This window comes from Luteimonas sp. gir (assembly GCF_037198055.1).
GTDB classification, from domain to species: Bacteria; Pseudomonadota; Gammaproteobacteria; order Xanthomonadales; family Xanthomonadaceae; genus Luteimonas; species Luteimonas citri_A.
Genome location: NZ_JBBAXQ010000004.1, coordinates 84,515 through 103,622 on the forward strand (window position 1 = coordinate 84,515; position 19,108 = coordinate 103,622).

At 70.3% G+C, this 19,108-nt stretch carries 18 protein-coding genes; 5 read left to right on the forward strand and 13 right to left on the reverse strand.

The annotated features are described in order from the left end of the window. On the reverse strand, positions 1–993 hold the full coding sequence (locus WAF18_RS08060) for a L,D-transpeptidase (RefSeq protein ID WP_337244633.1): 993 nt from the start codon (positions 991–993) through the stop codon (positions 1–3). A 77-nt stretch (positions 994–1,070) separates the two neighbouring features. Beyond that, positions 1,071–1,745 (reverse strand): murein L,D-transpeptidase catalytic domain family protein, encoded by a 675-nt coding sequence (locus WAF18_RS08065; RefSeq protein WP_337244634.1) that lies wholly within the window; start codon positions 1,743–1,745, stop codon positions 1,071–1,073. A gap of 228 nt (positions 1,746–1,973) precedes the next feature. Here WAF18_RS08065 and WAF18_RS08070 point away from each other — a divergent pair, with 228 nt between their 5' ends. Continuing rightward, positions 1,974–2,537: a DUF3016 domain-containing protein gene (locus tag WAF18_RS08070; protein ID WP_337244635.1), complete on the forward strand. Its 564-nt coding sequence runs from the start codon at positions 1,974–1,976 to the stop codon at positions 2,535–2,537. Positions 2,538–2,627: 90 nt separating this feature from the next. Here the strand turns inward: WAF18_RS08070 and betT are convergent, their stop codons facing one another. Next, positions 2,628–4,637 (reverse strand): choline BCCT transporter BetT, encoded by a 2,010-nt coding sequence (gene betT / locus WAF18_RS08075; protein ID WP_337244636.1) that lies wholly within the window; start codon positions 4,635–4,637, stop codon positions 2,628–2,630. A 132-nt stretch (positions 4,638–4,769) separates the two neighbouring features. Then, positions 4,770–5,837: a hypothetical protein gene (locus WAF18_RS08080; RefSeq protein ID WP_337244637.1), complete on the reverse strand. Its 1,068-nt coding sequence runs from the start codon at positions 5,835–5,837 to the stop codon at positions 4,770–4,772. 313 nt (positions 5,838–6,150) lie between these two features. Here WAF18_RS08080 and WAF18_RS08085 point away from each other — a divergent pair, with 313 nt between their 5' ends. Next, the gene (locus WAF18_RS08085) at positions 6,151–6,435 is read left to right on the forward strand and encodes a DUF4031 domain-containing protein (protein ID WP_337244745.1); all 285 of its coding nucleotides are present in this window, start codon (positions 6,151–6,153) and stop codon (positions 6,433–6,435) included. Positions 6,436–6,509: 74 nt separating this feature from the next. Next, on the forward strand, positions 6,510–6,752 hold the full coding sequence (locus WAF18_RS08090; protein ID WP_337244638.1) for a DUF3297 family protein: 243 nt from the start codon (positions 6,510–6,512) through the stop codon (positions 6,750–6,752). A 25-nt stretch (positions 6,753–6,777) separates the two neighbouring features. Here WAF18_RS08090 and WAF18_RS08095 read toward each other — a convergent pair whose 3' ends face one another. The 9 genes from WAF18_RS08095 to WAF18_RS08135 all read right to left on the reverse strand — a co-directional run bounded on the left by WAF18_RS08095 (position 6,778) and on the right by WAF18_RS08135 (position 16,883). Next, positions 6,778–7,362 carry a DUF4410 domain-containing protein gene (locus WAF18_RS08095; protein WP_337244639.1) on the reverse strand — a complete coding sequence of 195 codons (585 nt, stop codon included), beginning with the start codon at positions 7,360–7,362 and terminating at the stop codon, positions 6,778–6,780. A gap of 113 nt (positions 7,363–7,475) precedes the next feature. Further along, positions 7,476–8,777 (reverse strand): DUF58 domain-containing protein, encoded by a 1,302-nt coding sequence (locus tag WAF18_RS08100; protein ID WP_337244640.1) that lies wholly within the window; start codon positions 8,775–8,777, stop codon positions 7,476–7,478. 31 nt (positions 8,778–8,808) lie between these two features. Next, complete coding sequence (locus tag WAF18_RS08105) at positions 8,809–9,801, reverse strand: MoxR family ATPase (RefSeq protein ID WP_337244641.1); 993 nt, start codon at positions 9,799–9,801, stop codon at positions 8,809–8,811. Further along, positions 9,798–10,937, reverse strand: a complete 1,140-nt coding sequence (locus tag WAF18_RS08110; RefSeq protein WP_337244642.1) for a DUF4350 domain-containing protein — start codon at positions 10,935–10,937, stop codon at positions 9,798–9,800. Before WAF18_RS08110 ends, WAF18_RS08105 begins: the two co-directional genes overlap by 4 nt. Continuing rightward, entirely contained in the window at positions 10,937–12,526 is a 1,590-nt protein-coding gene (locus tag WAF18_RS08115; RefSeq protein ID WP_337244643.1) for a DUF4129 domain-containing protein, read from the reverse strand. The genes WAF18_RS08110 and WAF18_RS08115 overlap by 1 nt, the downstream gene beginning before the upstream one ends. Then, positions 12,516–13,517: a stage II sporulation protein M gene (locus tag WAF18_RS08120; protein ID WP_337244644.1), complete on the reverse strand. Its 1,002-nt coding sequence runs from the start codon at positions 13,515–13,517 to the stop codon at positions 12,516–12,518. Before WAF18_RS08120 ends, WAF18_RS08115 begins: the two co-directional genes overlap by 11 nt. Continuing rightward, a complete protein-coding gene (locus WAF18_RS08125) occupies positions 13,514–14,263 on the reverse strand; it encodes an RDD family protein (RefSeq protein WP_337244645.1) in 750 nt (249 codons plus the stop codon). The genes WAF18_RS08120 and WAF18_RS08125 overlap by 4 nt, the downstream gene beginning before the upstream one ends. A 19-nt stretch (positions 14,264–14,282) precedes the next feature. Further along, positions 14,283–14,825: a gamma carbonic anhydrase family protein gene (locus WAF18_RS08130; RefSeq protein WP_337244646.1), complete on the reverse strand. Its 543-nt coding sequence runs from the start codon at positions 14,823–14,825 to the stop codon at positions 14,283–14,285. Positions 14,826–14,924: 99 nt separating this feature from the next. After that, positions 14,925–16,883, reverse strand: a complete 1,959-nt coding sequence (locus tag WAF18_RS08135; RefSeq protein ID WP_337244647.1) for an LTA synthase family protein — start codon at positions 16,881–16,883, stop codon at positions 14,925–14,927. Positions 16,884–17,039: 156 nt separating this feature from the next. Here WAF18_RS08135 and WAF18_RS08140 point away from each other — a divergent pair, with 156 nt between their 5' ends. Both WAF18_RS08140 and WAF18_RS08145 read left to right on the forward strand, forming a co-directional pair. Then, on the forward strand, positions 17,040–17,732 hold the full coding sequence (locus tag WAF18_RS08140; RefSeq protein ID WP_337244648.1) for a response regulator transcription factor: 693 nt from the start codon (positions 17,040–17,042) through the stop codon (positions 17,730–17,732). Then, positions 17,729–19,009: a HAMP domain-containing sensor histidine kinase gene (locus WAF18_RS08145; protein WP_337244649.1), complete on the forward strand. Its 1,281-nt coding sequence runs from the start codon at positions 17,729–17,731 to the stop codon at positions 19,007–19,009. The genes WAF18_RS08140 and WAF18_RS08145 overlap by 4 nt, the downstream gene beginning before the upstream one ends. Positions 19,010–19,108: the final 99 nt, after the last annotated feature.

Here is a 19,108-nt window from a genome sequence, read left to right on the forward strand (position 1 = left end):
CTATTCCTCCAGCAGCACGACGGTGCCCGGCCCGACGACGCCGGCGACCCGGCGCGCGCTCCAGTTGGTCATCCGGATGCAGCCGTGCGACTGGGTCTTGCCGATGTTCGCCGGCTCCGGTGTGCCGTGGATGCCGTAGTGCGGCTTGGACAGGTCGATCCAGACCGTGCCGACCGGATTGTTGGGCCCCGGCGGCAGCGTGGCCTTGGCGTGTCCCGGGTCGGCATCCCAGAACAGGTCCGGGTTGTAGTGGAACGTGGGGTCCTCGGCCACGCCCTCGACCTTCCACTCGCCGATCGGCAGCGGATCGTGCTCGCTGCCGGTGGACGCCGGGAACTGCGCATAGACCTTGCCCGCGCCATCAACCAACCGCAACACCGAATCGGACTTGCTGACCACCACCCGCTCGGGCTTCTCCAACGCCGGAGCATCGGCCGTGTTCGGGACCACGATGCGCGCGCCGGCCTCGAAGCGGACACCGGGGTTGAGCCGGCGCAGCAGCGCGGGCGCGACATGGAAACGCTCGCCCAGCGCTTCGGCGAGACTCTCGAAGCCCAGCGCCTGGCGCTTGGCCTTTTCCATCATGTCCTCAGGCAACGCGACGAAGGGACCGGCGACCTCGTCGGCGGTCAGCGTGTGCGCCGTCAACGCCGGCACGGCATCGGCGGTGAGCGCCTGCCAGGTGCGCGCATCCAGCGTGCCGCTCGCCTCCAGGCCGTGGAAGCGCTGGAAGGCGGCGATCGCGCGTGTGGTATTGGTGCCGCCTTCCGCATCGATCTCGCCCGGCGAAAAATGCGCGCGGTCGAGCAGCACCTGCGCGCGCAGCATCGCCGCATCGCCGCCGTCGACCGTCGCCGCATTGACCGACTCGGGCGTCAGCGCAGTCCCGGCATCCGCCTGCGCTCGGTCCTGGGCGATCGCCGGCGCGCAACTCAGCAGCAGCCCCAGGCAGGCGGTCATCCAGCGGACGGGACGGGATCGGGATGGCGTCATCGGGGCGCTCCTGCAACGGGGATGCCGGCATGGTTCCGCGTCCGCTGCGCCGGCCATGTGAAGCCTCCGCCGCGCGTTCAGCGGGCCGGACAGTGCAGCAAGGCCGAGCCCTGTCGCCAGCCGGGATCGTCGGCATAGGCGAACAGCAGCTGGCCATCCTTGAGGGCATCGATCACCGCGCGCGCCACCGCCGTGCGCACCGCCGGACAACCCCAACTGCGCCCCAGCCGTCCCTGCCGCCGAGCCTGGTCGGGATCGACGTAGTCGGCCCCGTGCATGACGATCAGCCGCTCGCGGGCGCGGCCATTGATGCCCGGCTCCAATCCATCCAGGCGCAGCGAGTAACCGTTCTGGCCGGTGTAGGTCTCGGCGGTCGCGAACAGCCCCAGGCTGGACTGGTAGCTGCCCTCGACATCGGAGAAGACCGTCGGCAGGTTGCCGCCGCTGCCGCGTCCGTGGGCGACGTGCTCGGCGTGCAGCAGCCGCGCCTGCGCCAGATCGAACACCCAAAGACGGACCTCGGTCGAAGGCCGCGAGTAGTCGATCACCGCCAGCCGGCGACCGACATCGCGCGTCCGCGCGGCGCACGTGCGCGCTGCCAACGCGAGCGACAACACCTCGCGGTCAAGCTCGGGCGCGGCGGCCGCGAGCCGGTTGAGCACATCGTCGGCACGCGGCGCGGCCGCCGGCAGCAGCACGCCTGACAGAAGACAGGCGGTCCATGCAAGATGGCGGAGGCGCTTGGCAGGCATACGACGAGCCTACTGGCTTCGCCCGACGCCTGCGTGAGCGTCCTTTCCGGGGTGCGTGCGCGCCCGGGACGACCTGCCAATGTAGCGCGCAACCGCGACGGCGATGCCGCCCCGACATGCACGGCTGAACGGACACGCCGATTTGATTGCCGGTTAAGCCCACCCGGCGCATGCTCCAATTCCTGTCCGATGCGCCGTGCGGACACCGCACGCGAGGGAGTCACCGCCATGAACCGCCGTTCCCTGCCCCTGCTGCTTGCCGCCGCGCTGACCGCGATCGCCGCGCCGGTGCTGGCACGCAGCGACGTGACCGACCCCGAGATCCCGAGGGCGCTGCCCGGAGACAGTCCGGTGTCGGTGCAATGGGGCGACCCGGACGCGTTTTCCGACATCCGCCAGAGCGGCAATCGCTGGGAGGCGCGCCGCGGCAACTGGGTCGTGCAGATCGCCGAGCACATCCGCCGACGCGCCGAGCGCGAGTTGCCGCCCGGCAGCACGCTCGAGGTCACGATCAACGACATCCGCCGCGCCGGCATGTACGAGCCCTGGCGTGGCCCGCAGCTCGACCATGTCCGCATCGTCAAGGACCACTACCCGCCGCGGATCGATCTGGACTTCGTACTGCGCGACGCATCCGGCACGATCGTCGCCGAAGGGCCGCGCGAACTGCGCGACATGGGCTTTCTGCAGCGCGCCGGCAGCACCATGAGCAGCGACGCCTTGCGTTACGAGAAGCAACTCATCGACGACTGGCTGCGACGCGAACTACGCCCCGCCCTCGCCCAGCGCTGAACGCCCGCGCCCGACACATCATCTGGCCAACGACCCACAACAAAAGGCCGCGCATCTGCGCGGCCTTTTGCGTTGCGGTCCTGCGGGGCGCTAGCGCACCACGTTGAGGAAGTGGATGTGGCGCTGGTACTGGTCGAGCACGTCGTGGATCAGCTCATCGCGACGCCAGCCCATCACATCGTAGTCCTGTCCGCCCTCGCGCAGATGCACCTCGGCGCGATAGTAGCGATCGGAATCCTTCCTGCGCCGGCGCGGGTCATCGAGCATGAAGCTCGGCGGCTCGTACGACACCGGCCGCACCGAGTAGTAGAAGTCCATTTCCTCGCCGTGGCCAACCTGCAGCCAGACGCGACCGTCCTCGCCTTCGTCGACCGAGACCTCCAGGCCCTGCCGACGCAGCTCCGTCGCGACGTCCTCGAACGCCGGCTTGACCTGCGACTGCAGGAACGCGAGCACTTCCTTCTGCAGCGGATGGTGCGCCAGCGCACGCAAGCGCGCCTTCCAGTCGCCGCCGCCGGTGGCGACCGGGGCAATGCGCGCGTCACGGATGCTCGTGCGCTTCACCATCTCCAGCCGCATCGCCTTCACCATGCCCCAGCACATCAGGATCATGACCAAGGTAAATGGCAATGCACTGGCGATCGTGCCGGCCTGCAACGCCGACAGGCCGCCGGCAATCAGCAAAGCGATCGCGATCGCCCCCACCAGCAGCGCCCAGAAGATGCGCTGCCACACCGGCGATTCCTCTTCGCCCTTGGACGACAACATGTCGATCACCAGCGCGCCCGAGTCGGCCGAGGTCACGAAGAAGATCACCACCAGCAGCGTTGCGACCGCCGAGGTCACCGACGACAGCGGGTAGTCCTCCAGAAACTGGAAGAGGGCGACCGAACTGTCGGCAGCGACTGCATCGACCAGGCTCTGACTGCCTTCGACCATGACCTGGTACAGCGCGCTGTTGCCGTAGATCGTCATCCACAGGAAGGTGAAGCCGAGCGGCACCAGCAGCACGCCGACGACGAACTCGCGGATCGTGCGGCCGCGCGAGATGCGCGCGATGAACATGCCCACGAACGGCGACCAGGCGATCCACCAGCCCCAGTAGAACAGGGTCCAGCCGCCCAGCCAGGTCGGACGCTGGTCGTAGGCGTAGAGATTGAAGGTCATCGAGAACACGTTGGAGATGTACATGCCCGTGTTCTGCACGAAGGCCTGCAGCAGGTGCACTGTCGGCCCCATCACCAGCACGAACGCGAGCAGCGCGACGGCCAGGATCATGTTGAGTTCCGAGAGCCGGCGCACGCCGCGGTCCAGGCCGGTGAATACCGAACCGGTGGCGATCAGCGTGATCACGACGATCAGCACCACCTGCACCGTCGTGCTCACGCTCACGTCGAACAGGTAGTTCAAGCCGGCGTTGATCTGGATCACGCCCAGGCCCAGCGAGGTCGCCAGGCCGAAGATCGTCCCAAGCACCGCGAAGGTATCGACGGCATGCCCGATCGGACCATGGATGCGCTCGCCGATGATGGGGTAGAGCGAGGAGCGGATCCGCAGCGGCAGGCCATGGCGGTAGGCGAAGTACGCCAGCGACAGCGCGACCACCGCGTAGATCGCCCAGGCGTGCACGCCCCAGTGGAAGAACGTGATCCGCATCGCCTGGCGCGCGGCGGCGATCGTCTGCGCATCACCGACCGGCGGATCGGCGTAGTGCATGATCGGCTCGGCCACGCCGAAGAACATCAGGCCGATGCCCATGCCCGCCGCGAACAGCATCGCAAACCAGGTCGCATAGTTGTAATCGGGCCGGCTGTGGTCCGGACCCAACCGCAGCCTGCCGAACTGGCTGACCGCGATGCCGACGATGAAGACCAGGAAGCCGGCAACGGCGAGGATCGTGAACCAGCCGGCATCCTCGGCGACCCACGCCTTGGCACGGCTGAAAATGGTCTCCGAGGCCTCGGGCACGATGAACGACATCGCCACCAATGCCAGCACGATCAGTGCGGACGGGAAGAAGACAGGACCGAGAATGCGCGAGTGCCAGTGTTCCGGCGGCGCGGCCGGATCGGTCTCCGGGCGCACGGTGGGATCGTTCATGGTGAGTCCTCGATAGCGGGGCGCAGCGGCGGGCGTGACAGGACTGCGCCACGGGCCGTAGCGACCGGGTGAAAATGCCGGGCGGGCCCGGCGGTACGACGAGCGGCCCGGGCGCGATGCCCGGGCCAGGGATCAGAAGTAGAAGCCGATGTTGACGTTGAGCCGGGAGTGCCAGCCGTCATTGGCCGGATCGCGCACGCCGATACCCGGGCCGCCGGCGAACCACATGTTCTTGCCGGCGATCCAGTCGACGTAGGTCAGCATCACGCCCTTGCCGAAGCTGCAGCCGGTGACGTTCTGGATCGAATCACGCAGGCCTGGATCATGACCGGCAGGCAGCGTCGCGCTGGCGTTGTTGTAGCAGGTGATGCTGTCGAACCAGCCCGTGCGCTGCATGTCCCAGGCGACGTTGAATGTCGGCACATCGGCCTGCGCGGCGATCTCGAACGGGAACATGAAGGCCGACATCGCGATCCGCGATTCGGGGTTGTCGTAACGGTAGCGCGCCCACTGCGCCTGCAGCGTCAGCGGACCGCGGGTCCACTGCCCGTGCACCGCCGCGCCGGTGTGATCGTGCTTGCGGCCGTCAATGCGATTCTCGATGCGGCCGGCGAATGCCGATGCGCCATAGGCCGTCTCCCAATCGCCGCTCGTGCCGCTGCGCTCGTAGCGCACGATCGCGCGTTCGCGCTCGCGATAAGGCAAGTCCTCGGTCGTCGCGACGTCGAAAGAGTAGCGGTCGAAGTTGGCGCCGGTGCCGTACTCGTCGCCCGAGAAGACGCCCGCATGCCACTGGTGCGCGCCGTGCTGGCGCTGCCACACCACGCCCAGGTCGTAGTCGTCCTCGATGCCCAGGTAGTAGCCGGAGCCGAACCAGAAACTGTGCGAGGCCGTCGGCAACAGGCCGAACGGCACCTGCTGAACACCGGCGCGGATGTCGGACACGGGGCCGCCATCGCGACCGTCCTCCAGGCGCCAGCCCGCATAGGCGTGATGCACGGCGTCGAAGCCGTCGTACCAGCGGTATTGCAGGGAGAAGAACGCAGGGCCGGCATGGCCTTTGGCATCGACCCGGACCAGTTCGGTCTGCAGGCCGCTGGTGGGCCCGTAATCGAGCCATCCGTAGTTGAAGCGGACCGCGCCGCCGAGCTCGAGACTGCGTCCGGGGTCGGCGCCATCATCGGCCGACACGACAGGCATTGCGCCTGCCAGGACACCACATACCACCCATTTGAAACCACGCATCATCACAACAGGTCTGCCCTCCTCGAAACACTCGATGAATCGACACGAATCGGCCATTTTAGCGATTTTCGCGCTCGACCCCAAATCCGGCGCCGCGAAAACACGCCAAAACACCGGTAAAAACGCAGGGTTTCGCCACGCGAACCGCCGTGCCACGCGCGCGTTGCAGCCATTCGATGTCGGGGGAGAATGCGGATCGCACAGGCGCACGACCGCATCCGGGCGCTATCATGAACAACCGGCAATGACGCCGATGTGCAGGCCTGGCATGACCGTCTACGTCGACGATGCGGTGCACTTGTGGCGCGGCGAGCGCTGGGCGCACCTGCTGGCGGACACGCTCGACGAGCTGCATGCCTTCGCTGCGCAGCTCGGCATTCCGCGCCGCGCGTTCCAGAACCGCACCAGCGGCGCGCATTACGACGTCACCGCCGCCTTACGCGAACGCGCGATCGCGCTGGGCGCGACGCCGATCTCGCGCCACCACGATCGCGCGCTGGTGCGTGCGGTGATCGACAACGCCCGGCGCCAGGGGCGCGGCCTGGCGCCCTGACCACAGCGCCACAGATGAAGCTCGCGGTCGGCGGCGGTATCCTTCCGCCCTTTCCGATCGCGATGCCGCCCGCCATGACCGATACACCGCCCGACCGCCTGTCCAACGACCCGCGCAGCCCGCACTACGATGCGGACGCGATGAACCGCGGCATCGGCATCCGGTTCAACGGCAACGAACGCCGCGACGTCGAGGAATACTGCGTCAGCGAAGGCTGGATCCGGGTCGCGGCCGGCCGTGCGCTCGACCGCCGCGGCCAGCCGCTGACGGTCAAGCTCAAGGGCACGGTCGAGCCCTACTTCCACCTCGGCGGCTGACCCGACCGGGCACCGCGTCGGCCGATCAACTGCCGGCGCGGACCTCGGCCACGATGCGGTCGGCGATCGCCTGCACCTGCTTGGTGGTCATCGGCGCGAAGATGCCCTGCCAGGCGCTCGACGTCGTGTCGTAGCTGCGCGTGGCGACGACCTGGCCCCCGGGTTGCTTGACGAACTGCGCGCTGGCCTTGATGTGCGCGTTACCGGTCATCACGCCCAGGCCGATGCGGGCGCCGGTCGACACATAGCGGTAACTGTCCACGCGCAGCACCACCACGACGCCCGGCGGATCGAGCGTGGCCGGCCGGCTGTCGCGCACGCTGCCCTGCATCCCGGCGGCCGATGTCGCATTGCGGATCGCCTCGTCCCACAGCGCACGGAACTGCGACCAGTCGTCGGACGCGCGTGCGGTATCGCTGCCCTCGACCACCAGCACGACCTGGCGCACGTCGCCCCCGAACACGACCGGTTCCTCCGGCACGCCGGCCGGCCGCTGCACCGTGGCCGCACAGGCCGACAACAGGGCGAGCAGCGCAGTGGCCGCGACGAGACGCAGCGCGCGCGAGCGGCGAGCGGCCGCGGATGGGATTTGGCGACAAACGGTAAGCATGGCGATTCCTCCAATGGCGGGCATCGCGGCCGGACCCTCCCCCTGCGCGGCGTCCTGGCGCGCGTGGGCAGCCTAGCGCGGTCGCATGCGCATCGCGTGAACTGGCACTCGCCTCACAGCATGCCGTCGCGCTTGATCGCCAGATAGCGCTCGACGAGTGCGGACGGCAATTGCTCGCCAGTGACGTCGAGCACGGTCACGCGGTGGTTGCGCAGCGCATCGTGCGCCGCCTGGCGCTGGGCCAGATATCGCGCAGTGGCGCCGGCACGCACGGCGTCGTCGTGATCGCGCACTTCGGCGTCGAGCACCTCGTCGAGCGCGCGCTCGCGCAGCGAGGCGACGACGACCAGATGCCGCTTCTGCAGCATGCGCACCGCGGCCAGCACATCCTCGATGTCCTCGTCGCGCAGGTTGGTCACCAGCATCAGCAGGCCGCGCCGACGCTGGCGCAGCGACAGCTCGGTCGCCGCGGCCAGGTAGTCGGTCGCCACCGCCTGCGGTTGCAGGTCGTAGCTCACGCGCAGCAGCGTGTCGACCGCGCCCATGCCGCGCTGCGGCGCCATCCAGCGCGCGTCGCCGCCGGTTGCCAGCAGACCGACGGCATCGCCCTGGCGCAATGCGAGATAGGACACGACGAGCGCAGCATCGAGTGCGTGGTCGAAGTGCGACAGCGCACCGTCCTGGGCGAGCATCCGCCGCCCGGTGTCGAGCACGACGATCAGTTGCTGGTTCTTCTCGTCCTGATACTCGCGCGAGATCAGCTTGCGCGCGCGCGAACTGGCCTTCCAATCGATCTGGCGCAGACTGTCGCCGACGCGGTACTCGCGCATCTGGTGGAAATCGGTGCCCTCGCCGCGTCGCCGCTTGATGTGCGCACCGACCAGCCGCGAGGCCTGGTCGGCGCTGAGCAGCGCGAGCCGGGTCAACGGGGCAAAGTTCGGGAACACGCGCACGCGCTGCCGCGTACCGGCATCGCGCCGCTGCCGCCACAGGCCCAGCGGCGAGCGCAGACGCAGTTGCACGCCGTCGAATGCGGCCTCGCCGCGCCGGATCGGGCGCAGCCGGTATTCGACCCGGGCGACGGTGCCCGGCGCGAGTCGCAGCCGCCGCGGCAGGCCCGTGACCTCCCAGTCCGGCGGATGCAGGTCGTGCACGTCCAGATGCTGCACGCGTGCGCCGCCCTCGATCTGCAGCACCGCCGAGCGGGTCACACCGATCGGCCAAGCCTCGGGTACCGTGCGCACGACATCCGGCGTGGGTCGGCGCGCCAGCAATGCGAGGTCACCGATCGACAGCGCCAGCAAGAGCGCACCGATCGCCTGCCATGGCAGCACCGCAGGCGGCCACAGCGATGCCGCCACCCCGGCCAGGCCCCAGACCACGAGCAGCCCGATCAGGACCGGCGCCGGCCTCATGTCTGCATTCCGCGTTGGCGAACGCCCGAGGTCATCGGCGCGGCGCGTCGACCTTGGCCAGCACCGCCTGCAGCACCTGGTCGGCATCCTGACCTTCGATCTGCAGTTCCGGCGCAAGCGCGATGCGATGGCGCAGCGCGGGCGTGGCGATCTCGCGGATGTCGTCGGGGGTCACGAAATCGCGTCCGGCCAGCACCGCCTGCGCGCGTCCGGCGCGGATCAGCGCCAAGCTGCCACGGGGACCGGCGCCCAGCGCGATGCCCGGCCAACGGCGGGTCGCGCCGGCGATACGCACGGCGTAGTCGACGACCGCGGCATCGACGACGGTCGCCGCGGTGCCCTGCTGCAGCGCGACGATCTCGCCCGGGGCCAGCACTGTCGCCAACTGCGACAGGTCGAAATCGGCCGCGACCTTGCCGCCGCTGATCGCGGTCACCATCGCGACCTCGTCCTCGTGCTCGGGGTAGTCGATCAGCACCTTGAGCAGGAAGCGATCGAGCTGCGCCTCGGGCAACGGGTACGTGCCTTCCTGCTCCACAGGGTTCTGCGTGGCCAGGGTCATGAACGGCGGCGGCAGCTCGAAGCTGTGGCCTTCGATCGTGACCTGCTGTTCCTGCATCGCCTCCAGCAGCGCAGACTGGGTCTTGGCCGGTGCACGGTTGATCTCGTCGGCCAGCAGCAGGTTGGTGAAGATCGGCCCGCGGCGCACGACGAAGGTCTCGCTCTTGGTGTCCCACACGGCATGGCCGCTGACATCGCTGGGCATCAGGTCGGGCGTGAACTGCACGCGCGCGAAGTTGCAGCCCAGCGCGGTCGCCAGCGCACGCACCAGCAGCGTCTTGCCCAGGCCCGGCACGCCTTCGAGCAGCACATGGCCGCCGGCCAGCAGGGCGACCAGGATCTGGTCGAGCACCTCGGGCTGGCCGATGAAGGCCTTGGCCACCTCGTCGCGGACGGCGGCGACGCGTTCGGCGAGGGCATCGCCGATGATCGGCGCGGGCGGGGACACAGGCAGTTCGCTCATGGTCGGAGTCTCGTGAGGTTCGATCGCATCTGGATCAGGCGGGCGATGCGCTGGCGCAACGCCTTCGCATCGTCGGGACGGGGCGCGAGCAGGGCCTGGCGGACCTCGCGCGGGGACAGGCCGGTGCGCGCGGCAATGGCCTGGTCGCGGGCCTCGCCCTCGAGCGAGGCGGCCAGTGGGTCACGCCGGCGCAGGCGCGCCAGGAACGCCTCGCGGACCGCCTCGTAAAGCAACGGCGCACGGCCGTAGCGCACCAGGTGCTCGCCACTGGCGCGCACGTGTTCGAGCAGCGCGCGCCGTGCGGCCGGCGGAGACGGCCGCAACGGGCCCAACCGCTGCGTGCGCATCCACAGCCAGGCGGCCAGTGCCAGCAGCAGCGGCCCCCAGGCCATCCAGCCGCGCGTCAGCAGCAGGTACCACAGCGGCGGCACGCTGGCGGCGTAGACGAGGTGGACCGTCCCCTCGCCCCAGTTCGGCGCCAGCACTTGGCGCGCGAGCATCCAGTGCGGGCCCTCGCGCAGCGCATCGTTGGCGAGGAAATCCATGTCGGCGAGCACATCGACCCAGCCCTCGCCGTGGGCAAAACGGGCATAGGCCAGATGGCCGTCCGGGTCGCCCCAGGCCAGCCACGGCTCGCCCCCGTCGAGCTCGAAGCGGCGCCCCCCGCAGAACTCGGTATGCGGCGGCTGGCCTTCGATGCGCAGGTGTTCGCAGACCCCGGCGCCGTCGATCAGCCGCACGCCCAGTTCGCCGAGCAAGGTCCGCGGCCGCGTCGCCCCGTCGCGCAGCCGCGGCGGCGGCGTGCGCACCACCAGATGACCGCCGCCGTCGACCCAGTCGACCACGGTCGCGATCTCGGCCGGCGTCATTGCCCCCGGATCGCCGTAGATCAGCAGCGTGTCGCGCGGCCCCAGCGCGATCGTGTCCAGGCGCAGGCGCTGGCGCGACTGCGCCGGCACCCCGGCCTCACGCAGCGCCTGGCGCAACGCGTACAGCGGGTTGTAGGCCGCCTCGCCGCGCGGCGGCAGCGTGCGCTCCTCGTCCACGCGCTCGTGGGTGTGCAGGAACCACGCCACGCTCAGCGCGAGCACGAGCGCCGCCAGCACCCCCAGTCCGATGCGCGTCGGCCAGCCCATCAGGACGCCCACCCGAAACGCGGCGCCAACGCGGCAACGAGCGCCTCGAAGCCCTCGTCGTCGGGCAGCCGCCCACCGTACGCGGCGCGCTGCCAGACCCGCACCATGCCCGCAAACGCATCACGGTCGCTGGCCTCGGGCAGACGCCGCGACGCCCGCAGGCACTGCGCCTCGGTCGCGCCCGGGACCAGGGTCACCCCGGCCCGTTCGGCCATCGCCTCGACGCTGCCGCGGTAGAGCAGCGCAAGTGCGCGCCGCCGCTGGCCCTCACGCCACAGCGTCCGCGCAGTCGTCACCAGATCGTCGGGCAAGGCCTCGGGCAGCGGCGGCGCCGCATCGACGACGATCTCGCTGGGCGCGTCCGGTGCGGCGAGCCCGTCGCGCATCCACGGCCACCAGCGGCGTGCGGTCAACGCCAAGGCCAGCACGATCAGGCCGAACACGATCCACAGCCCGTACTCGGCGATCAGCGCAAGCACCTGTGCAATCGCCGCGAACACCCCCGGATCGAGCGTGCTGCTGCGATCGCGCGCCTTGTCCTCGCGCGTCTTGGGCTGCCAGCGCCGCTCGATCCGCCGGTTGTCGAGCAGGGGATCGGCATAGGCGCGCTCGACGGACTGGCCGAAGTCCGCCTCCTGCGCGAACTGGTCGTCGAACACGTCCTGCAGCGAAACCGCCGAGGCGTCCGGCTCGCGCTGCCGGTCCCGGTCCTCGGGCGTCCAGGTCTTGGTCGGCGCCAGCGGGTCGTCGGCCCGGGCCTGTTGCGCCTGCGAGGGCCCGGCGGCCAGCAGCAGGCCCGCCAACAGCGCGACCGCGACGGTGGAGGCTGCCGGTGCGATCCGCGCACGCACCCGCCGGAACGCGATCTCCAGGTCCCAGGCCTCCAACTGCGTGCGCCGGTTGAGGTACAGCCCGAACCCGGCGCCGACCTGGAACGGCGCGACCAGACCGATCGCCAGCCATAGCGCCAGATTGCCCAGCACCTGCGCCCAGCGCGGGGGCTGCTGGGTGATCAGCGCCCACATCGCGCGCGCCGACTCCGACAGCAGCTCAGCCGGCACGAACAGCAGCACCAGCGAGACCAGCGACAGCACCAGCACGCCGACGAACAGCTGACCGACGATGGCCAGCAACAGCGCATGCCCGCCGACGCCGTCGACCAGCAGTCGCCGGCGCTGCGCCAGCGCCGGTCCGGTCAGACCTTCGAGCAGTGCGACCGGCAGCGCCACCGTCCGCCACGGACTGAACCGCCGCCAGGTCAGGTACCCGAGCAGCGGCCGCCAGCCCCAGCGCAGTTGCGCGGCGAGCGTCTGCCGCAGTCGCGGCGCGGCGCCGAACACGGCGCGCGAGAGCACGAACAACGGAATCCGGTCGAGCAGCGGCGTCAGCCACCACAGCGCCAGTGTCGCCAGCCAGAGACGGTCGATCGCCAAGGCCGCGGCGTTGACCGCGACAAACAGCGGCAGCGCGCACGCCAGCCACGGCCCCCAGATCGCAGCCGCATGCCGGCGCACCAGCGCGTTGCCCAGTTCCATCGCTTCCCAGCCGGTCCGCGGGCGCAGCTCGACCTGGACCGACTCAACGCGCATCCACGCCTCCACGCCCACCGCGCCACAGCCACAGCAGCACCAGCAACCACAGCCCGCCGCCGACCCCGAAGCGCACCGGATCGGGAATCGACCCGGTCGACGACCAGAACGCCTCCACGAACGCCGCGAACACCAGCATCACCAGGATGCCGATGCACAGCCGGCCGCCATCGCGTCCGGCCTGCACCAGCGCATCGACCCGCCGCAACGGGCCCGGCGCGACCAGTGCCAGGCCCAGCCGCAGGCCGCCGGCCCCGGCGATCACGATCGCGGTGAGCTCGGGCGCCGAATGGCCGACCACGAAGCGCCAGAACGGGCCGCCATGGCCGATCGCCTGCAGGTGGCCGGCAACGACGCCGAAGAACACGCCGTTGAACAGCAGCACGAAGATCGTGCCCACCCCCGCCAGCAGCCCGCTGGCGAAGGTGCGGAACCCGATGCTGACGTTGTTCCAGATGTAGTAGCCGAACATCTGCACATCGGTCTGGCCCGAACGCTGGAAGGCCATGTCCGCGCCCGCCGGGTCGTACATCGATTCCATCTGCGCCAGTTGCGACGGCGAGAGCACCGTATAGGCCAGCTCCGGCCACCGCAGCACCAGCGCGAACAACAGCACCATCGGCAACGCGAACAAGGCCAGTGACGCCCACAGGCAGCCGCGCTGGGCGCGCACTAGGCGCGGGAACTCGGCCAGCAGGAACAGCAGCGCGCGCCGCCATGGCGGCGGCGGCGGGCGGTACATCACTGCATGGCCGCGCTGCATCAGCGCCTGCAACCGGGCGGTGAGCTGCGGGCTGTAGCCGCGTCGGCGCGCGAGCGCCTGTTGTTGGCACAACCGCCGGTAGCGCGAGGGAATCTCCTCGTCGCTCAGGCCGTCCCAGCCATGGCGGTGACGACGCGCGCGCCAGGGGCTGGCCGCGCGCGCATCGAGCCAGCGCTCGAACGCATCCCATTCGGCCGCGTGCCGGGCGACGAAGCGGTCCTGCCTCATGCGCGGCGCCCCAGCAGCCAATTGGCGATACCCAGCAGGCGCAGCACGCCCATCTCGCCGCGCGCACCGGTCACCGGCGAGACCACGTCGGCCAGTTCCTGCTGCCGTCCGGGCGTGAGGGTGCCCGCGCGCTCGGCGAACGCGATCACCGCGATCTGCTCATGCGCCTGCAGCGGCACGGCCGGGGCCTGCGGCTGCAGCTCCAGCGCGGTCGGCAAGGTCCGATCGCGAGGGGCATGGATCACCAGCGTGCCGGCGACCATGTCGCCCAGCCGCCGGCTCCAGGGATCGGCCAGGCAGGCCACCAGACCCGCGCCGTAGCCCATCGGCAGCATGTCGACGGTGCGCATCAGATTGCGCACGAAGCTGGCCATCCAGCCGATCGGTGCGCCATCGGCCGAGACCACGCGCAATGACAACGCGCGCTTGCCGGGGGTGCGGCCGCCGGCCAGGGCCTCGAACAGCACCGGGTAGCCCCAGAAGATCACGAATAGCGTGACCATGTAGACGCCCGAGCCGACCCGGCCCAGCAGACCGAGCACGATCGCCGCGGCCAGCAGCAGGACGCCGCGGATGCCCAGGTCGATCAGCCAGGCGACCGCGCGCGGCACCGGGCCGGCCGCCGGCAGTTGCAGCGCCACGCCCTCGGGCGTGTGCACCTCGCGCACGGTGTCGAGCAGGGCCATGGGCGCCTGCGTGCGCACTGCGGTCGCGGCCTCCCTGCGCCCCTGCTCCGTATCGCTCATGCGTCGTACGTCGTCCCGCTCAGGCCGCCATTGCGGCCAGATACTCGTCCTTGAGCCGGACGTAGTGTGCCGCGCTGTAGCGCAGCCCCTCGATCTGCGCCTCGGTGAGCCGGCGCACGCAGCGCGCCGGATTGCCGACCCACAGTTCGCCCTCGCCGATCTCCCGGCCCGGCGGTACCACCGCGCCGGCGCCAATCATCGCGTGACGGCCGACCACGACGCCGTCGAGCACGATCGCGCCCATGCCCACCAGCACCGCGTCGCCGATCGTGCAGGCATGCAGGATCGCCTTGTGGCCGACCGTGACGTCGCTGCCGACGATCGTCGCAAAGCCGCCGAGCTTGGCATGCGGGCCGGCGTGGCTGACGTGGATCACGGTGCCGTCCTGCACGCTGGTACGCGCGCCGATGCGCACGTGGTTGACGTCGCCGCGGATCACCGTGCCGGGCCAGACCGAGACGTCGTCGCCCAGATGCACGTCGCCGATCACGGTCGCGGCCGGATCGACATAGACACGGGCGCCGAGCTGCGGCGCGATGTTGCGATAGGGGCGCAGGTTCATCGCGCGAGTATGCCTGCCCGCGCACGGCTTTGCCCCCTCGCGCAGAGCCGCGGCGCTGCGATCCGCGCCTGTGCCCGGGACCGGCGCCTGCGCGAGGACTCAGCGCGCGGACGGCAGCCGGTACCAGCCGCGGTCGTAGGCGAGCGAGCCCCACAGCGCCTGGGCATGCGCCTGCCGGGCCAGCGCCGGCGACAGCGCGGCCGGACGCAGCACCCCGGTCCCGGGCGTGTAGCGGTACTGGCTCGGAGGCTTGTCCGGCTGGAACACCACCACGTCCTCGCCCTGCAGCCACGCGAAGTTGCGGTCGTACTGCATCAGCGCCCGTCCCGGCAGGTTGATCCGCGGATCGGAGAGGTCGCGGCCGGTCATCGGCGTGGCATCGCCGATGCCGATCAGCGACAGCAGCGTCGGCCCCAGGTCGATCTGGCTGGCGATGCGGTCGTCGCGGCGCGGCGCGATGCCCTGGCCGAGGATCAGGCCCGGAATGTGGAAGTTGTCGATCGGCACCAGGTCGCGGCCGAACACCCGCGAGTCGTGGTCGGCCACGACCAGGAAGACGGTGTCCTGCCAGTAGTCGCTGGCCATCGCGCGCGCGAAGAACCCGCCCAGCGCATGGTCGGCGTACTTGGCGGCGTTGTCGCGCGTGTGCAGCGGCTGCTCGTAGGGTGCGATGCGCCCTTCCGGGAACTCGAAGGGGTCGTGATTGCTGGAAGTGAACACAAAGCCGAAGAACGGCTTGCCCTCGGCGTGCAGGCGCGCGAACTCGCTGTCGGCGCGCGCGAACAGATCCTCGTCCGACACGCCCCAGGCGCCAACGAAGGTCGGGTTGCGGTAGTCGCGCTGCTCGATCACGCGACCGAAGCCATTGCCCAGGAAGAACCCGCGCATGTTGTCGAAGTGACTCTCGCCGCCGTAGTAGAACGTGGTGTCGTAACCGCGCCGGCGCAGCACTTCGGCCAGCGTGAAGAAGCCATGCTGGCTGCCCTGCCGCTTGACCACAGCCTGCGCCGGGGTCGGCGCGAACCCGGCGACGACTGCCTCGATGCCCCGCACCGAACGCGTGCCGGTCGCATAGAGGCGGGTGAACGCCCAGCCCTGACGTGAGAGCGTGTCGTAGTGCGGCGACAGCGGGCGCCCGCCCAGGCTGCCGATGAACTGCGCCCCGAGGCTCTCCTCGAGCACGATGACCAGGTTCTTCGGCCGCCCCTGCCAACTGGGCGTGCGCGCAGCGAGCGTGGGGATCGCCGGATCGGCGAACGCGGCCGCCGGCAGGCCGGTGTCGCGGCGCACCGTCGCGAGCACCTCCGCATCGGGCAACTCGCCGTACAGCGCCTGCGCGCTGTCCTCGTGGCGCAGCCACCCACGCACGGCGTCGCCCAGCGAGTAGAACGAGTTCAACGGCAACGTGTTGACTGTGGGGTCGCTGCTGAAGGCCAGCATCGCGGGGTTCATCGGCCGATGCCCCAGGGTCGAGCGCACCCCCAGCGCCGCCAGCGCGAGCACCACCAGCGCCAGCGCCGCGCGCACCGGCAATCCAGGCAGGGGCACATCGTCCCGCGGCCACCAACGGCGGACGAGGCGGGTGCTGCCCCAGGCCGCAAGGCCGGTGAGTCCCAGCACCGCGATGCACTCCAGCAGGCGGCCGCCGACCAGCATCGACAGCACTTCGCGCGGATAGGCCAGGTACTCGACGAACAGGCGGTTGGGACGCAGCCCGTACTCCTGCATGAAGCCAGGGGTGGCGAGTTCCAGGCCGGCCAGCAGCGTGGCGCCTGCGACCAACCACGCGATCACCGCGCCGCGCACCGCCCGCCAGGCGAGCACGCGCGCGGGCAGCAGTATCAGCAGCGCGGCGAGCGGGCCGAACAGCAGGCAGACGCTGGCGATGTCCACCCGCAGGCCCTGCAAGAGCACCTGCGCCCAGCCGTCGACTGCGGTGACCCGGGTGTGGTGCCAGGCCGCCAGGCCCAGCCGCGAGAGGCTCAGCAGCAGCAGGCCAAGCGCGCAGATCCCCAGTACAGGGCGGAGCCGGGCGAGCGTCCCGTGCAGCCTGGTCATCGCCGATTCCATCCGCCGGCAGGGGGCGGTGGCGACAGGATCGCCAGCGACCTGTCGGAAGCGCATGGGAAAGATGTCGGAAATCTGTCGTAACGCCGCGACCGCCGCCCGTATCATCGGACGCAGATACCGGGCACGACCCTGTGGGAAGGACCGATGCGACTGCTCGTGGTCGAGGACAACCGCAACCTTGTCGGCAACCTGTTCGAGTACTTCGAACCGCGTGGCCATGAGATGGACGCCGCACCGGACGGCATCGTCGGCCTGCACCTGGCGGTGACCCAGCGCTACGACGCGATCATCCTGGACTGGATGCTGCCGCGACTGGACGGCTGCACGCTGCTACAGCGGCTGCGCGAACATGCGATCGACACGCCGGTGATCATGCTCACCGCGCGCGACGATCTGCACGACAAGCTCGTCGGCTTCCGCGCCGGGGCCGACGACTACCTGACCAAGCCCTTCGCCCTGCCCGAGCTCGAAGTCCGGCTCGATGCCGTGCTCGCACGTGCGCGCGGCCGGCGCAGCCCGCGCGCGCTGCAGATCCACGACCTGCGCCTGGACCTGGACACGCTGGAAGCCACGCGTGCCGGCCAGGTCCTGCACCTGTACCCGGCCGGGCGCAAGCTGCTCGAGACGCTGATGCAGGCCAGCCCCGCCGCGGTCGAACGCCGACTGCTCGAACACGCGCTGTGGGGCGACGCCCCGCCCGACGGCGACATGCTGCGCTCGCATGTCTACGACCTGCGTCGCAGCGTCGACGGCCCGTTCGAGGTCAAGCTGATCCGCACGCTCCCGCGCTACGGCTACCGACTCGTCGCGCCCACGGATGCGTGCCTGCCCGGATGAGCCGAACCCGCAGCCTACGCACCCGCATCCTCTACTGGCTGGCGGCCTACGCGCTGCTGCTGGCGGCCGCCGTGTCGCTGCACGGCTTCCTGGTCAACGAGTACGCCGAACGCCTGCTATGGGATTCGATGCTGCGCACCGAGTTCGCCCGCCACCTCGAGCGGCGCGCCGGCGACCCGGCGTACCGCTGGAGCGATTCGGACAGCCTGCGCCTGTACGTCGGGCAGGCCGGCGCCCCGCCCGAGACCGATCGTCTGCCCGACGGCATCCACGACGAGGTCGAGCTCGCCGACGGCACCGAGATGCTGGTGCTGGTGACGCATGTCGACGGCCTGCGCCACGTGCTCACGCTGGACATCACCGAGATGGAGCGCGAGGAAGACCGGCTGACGCTGTTCATCCTCGGCTCGTCGGTGCTGCTGGTGTTGCTGATGGGCGCGGTGATGGCGGTGGGTCTGGGACGCGCCTTGCGCCCACTGACGACGCTGGCGCGCGACATTGCCACCCTGTCGCCCGACCGCGCAGGACAACGCGTCGTGCCCGGGCCGCAGGCCAGCTCGGAACTGGAGGTCATCGCCGCCGCGCTCAACGACTACCTGCAGCGCAACGAACACTTCGTCGAACGCGAGCGGGCGTTCATCCGCACTGCCAGCCACGAACTGCGCACACCGGTGGCGGTGATGTCGGGCGCAGCAGAGCTCGCGCTCGCCGCCCCCGAAATCCCCGCGGCAACCGCCCACCAGCTTCGACGCATCCGCCACACCGCCGACGACATGGACCGCCTGATCGCGCTGCTGCTGGCACTGGCGAAGGATCCGGCCCGCCTGCTGCAGGCCGGCCACCCGATCGAACTGTCGGCGTTGCTGCCGGCGATCATCGACGACCACCGCCACCTCACCCGCGACAAGGCGCTGGAGATCGTCCTGCACGCACCGCAACCGTGCACGATCCTCGCCCCGCCCGGCGTGGTCCGCGCGACGGTGGGCAACCTGCTGCGCAACGCGATCGAACACAGCGACGACGGCCGGATCGAGATCGCCCTGTCTGCCGATGCGACCGTCGTCATCCGCGACCCCGGCCACGGCATGTCGCCCGAGCAGATCAGCACGATCTACTCGCGCATGGCGCGCAGCGCGGCCCCCGTGGGCGACGGCATCGGCCTGGAACTGATCGCGCGCGTCTGCGAACACCTGGGCTGGGCGCTGGAGATCGAATCGGCGCCGGGCGGCGGCACCACCGCCACGCTGCGCATGCACGCATCCGGCAGCGCGCGTTGAGCGGCCGGCGCGTCATTCGCTCACTGCAGGGCGCAAACCGGCTGTCGGCGATGCAGGGCGCCACGGCACGGCCGGGTGCAGCAGTCCCACGCCGCTGCA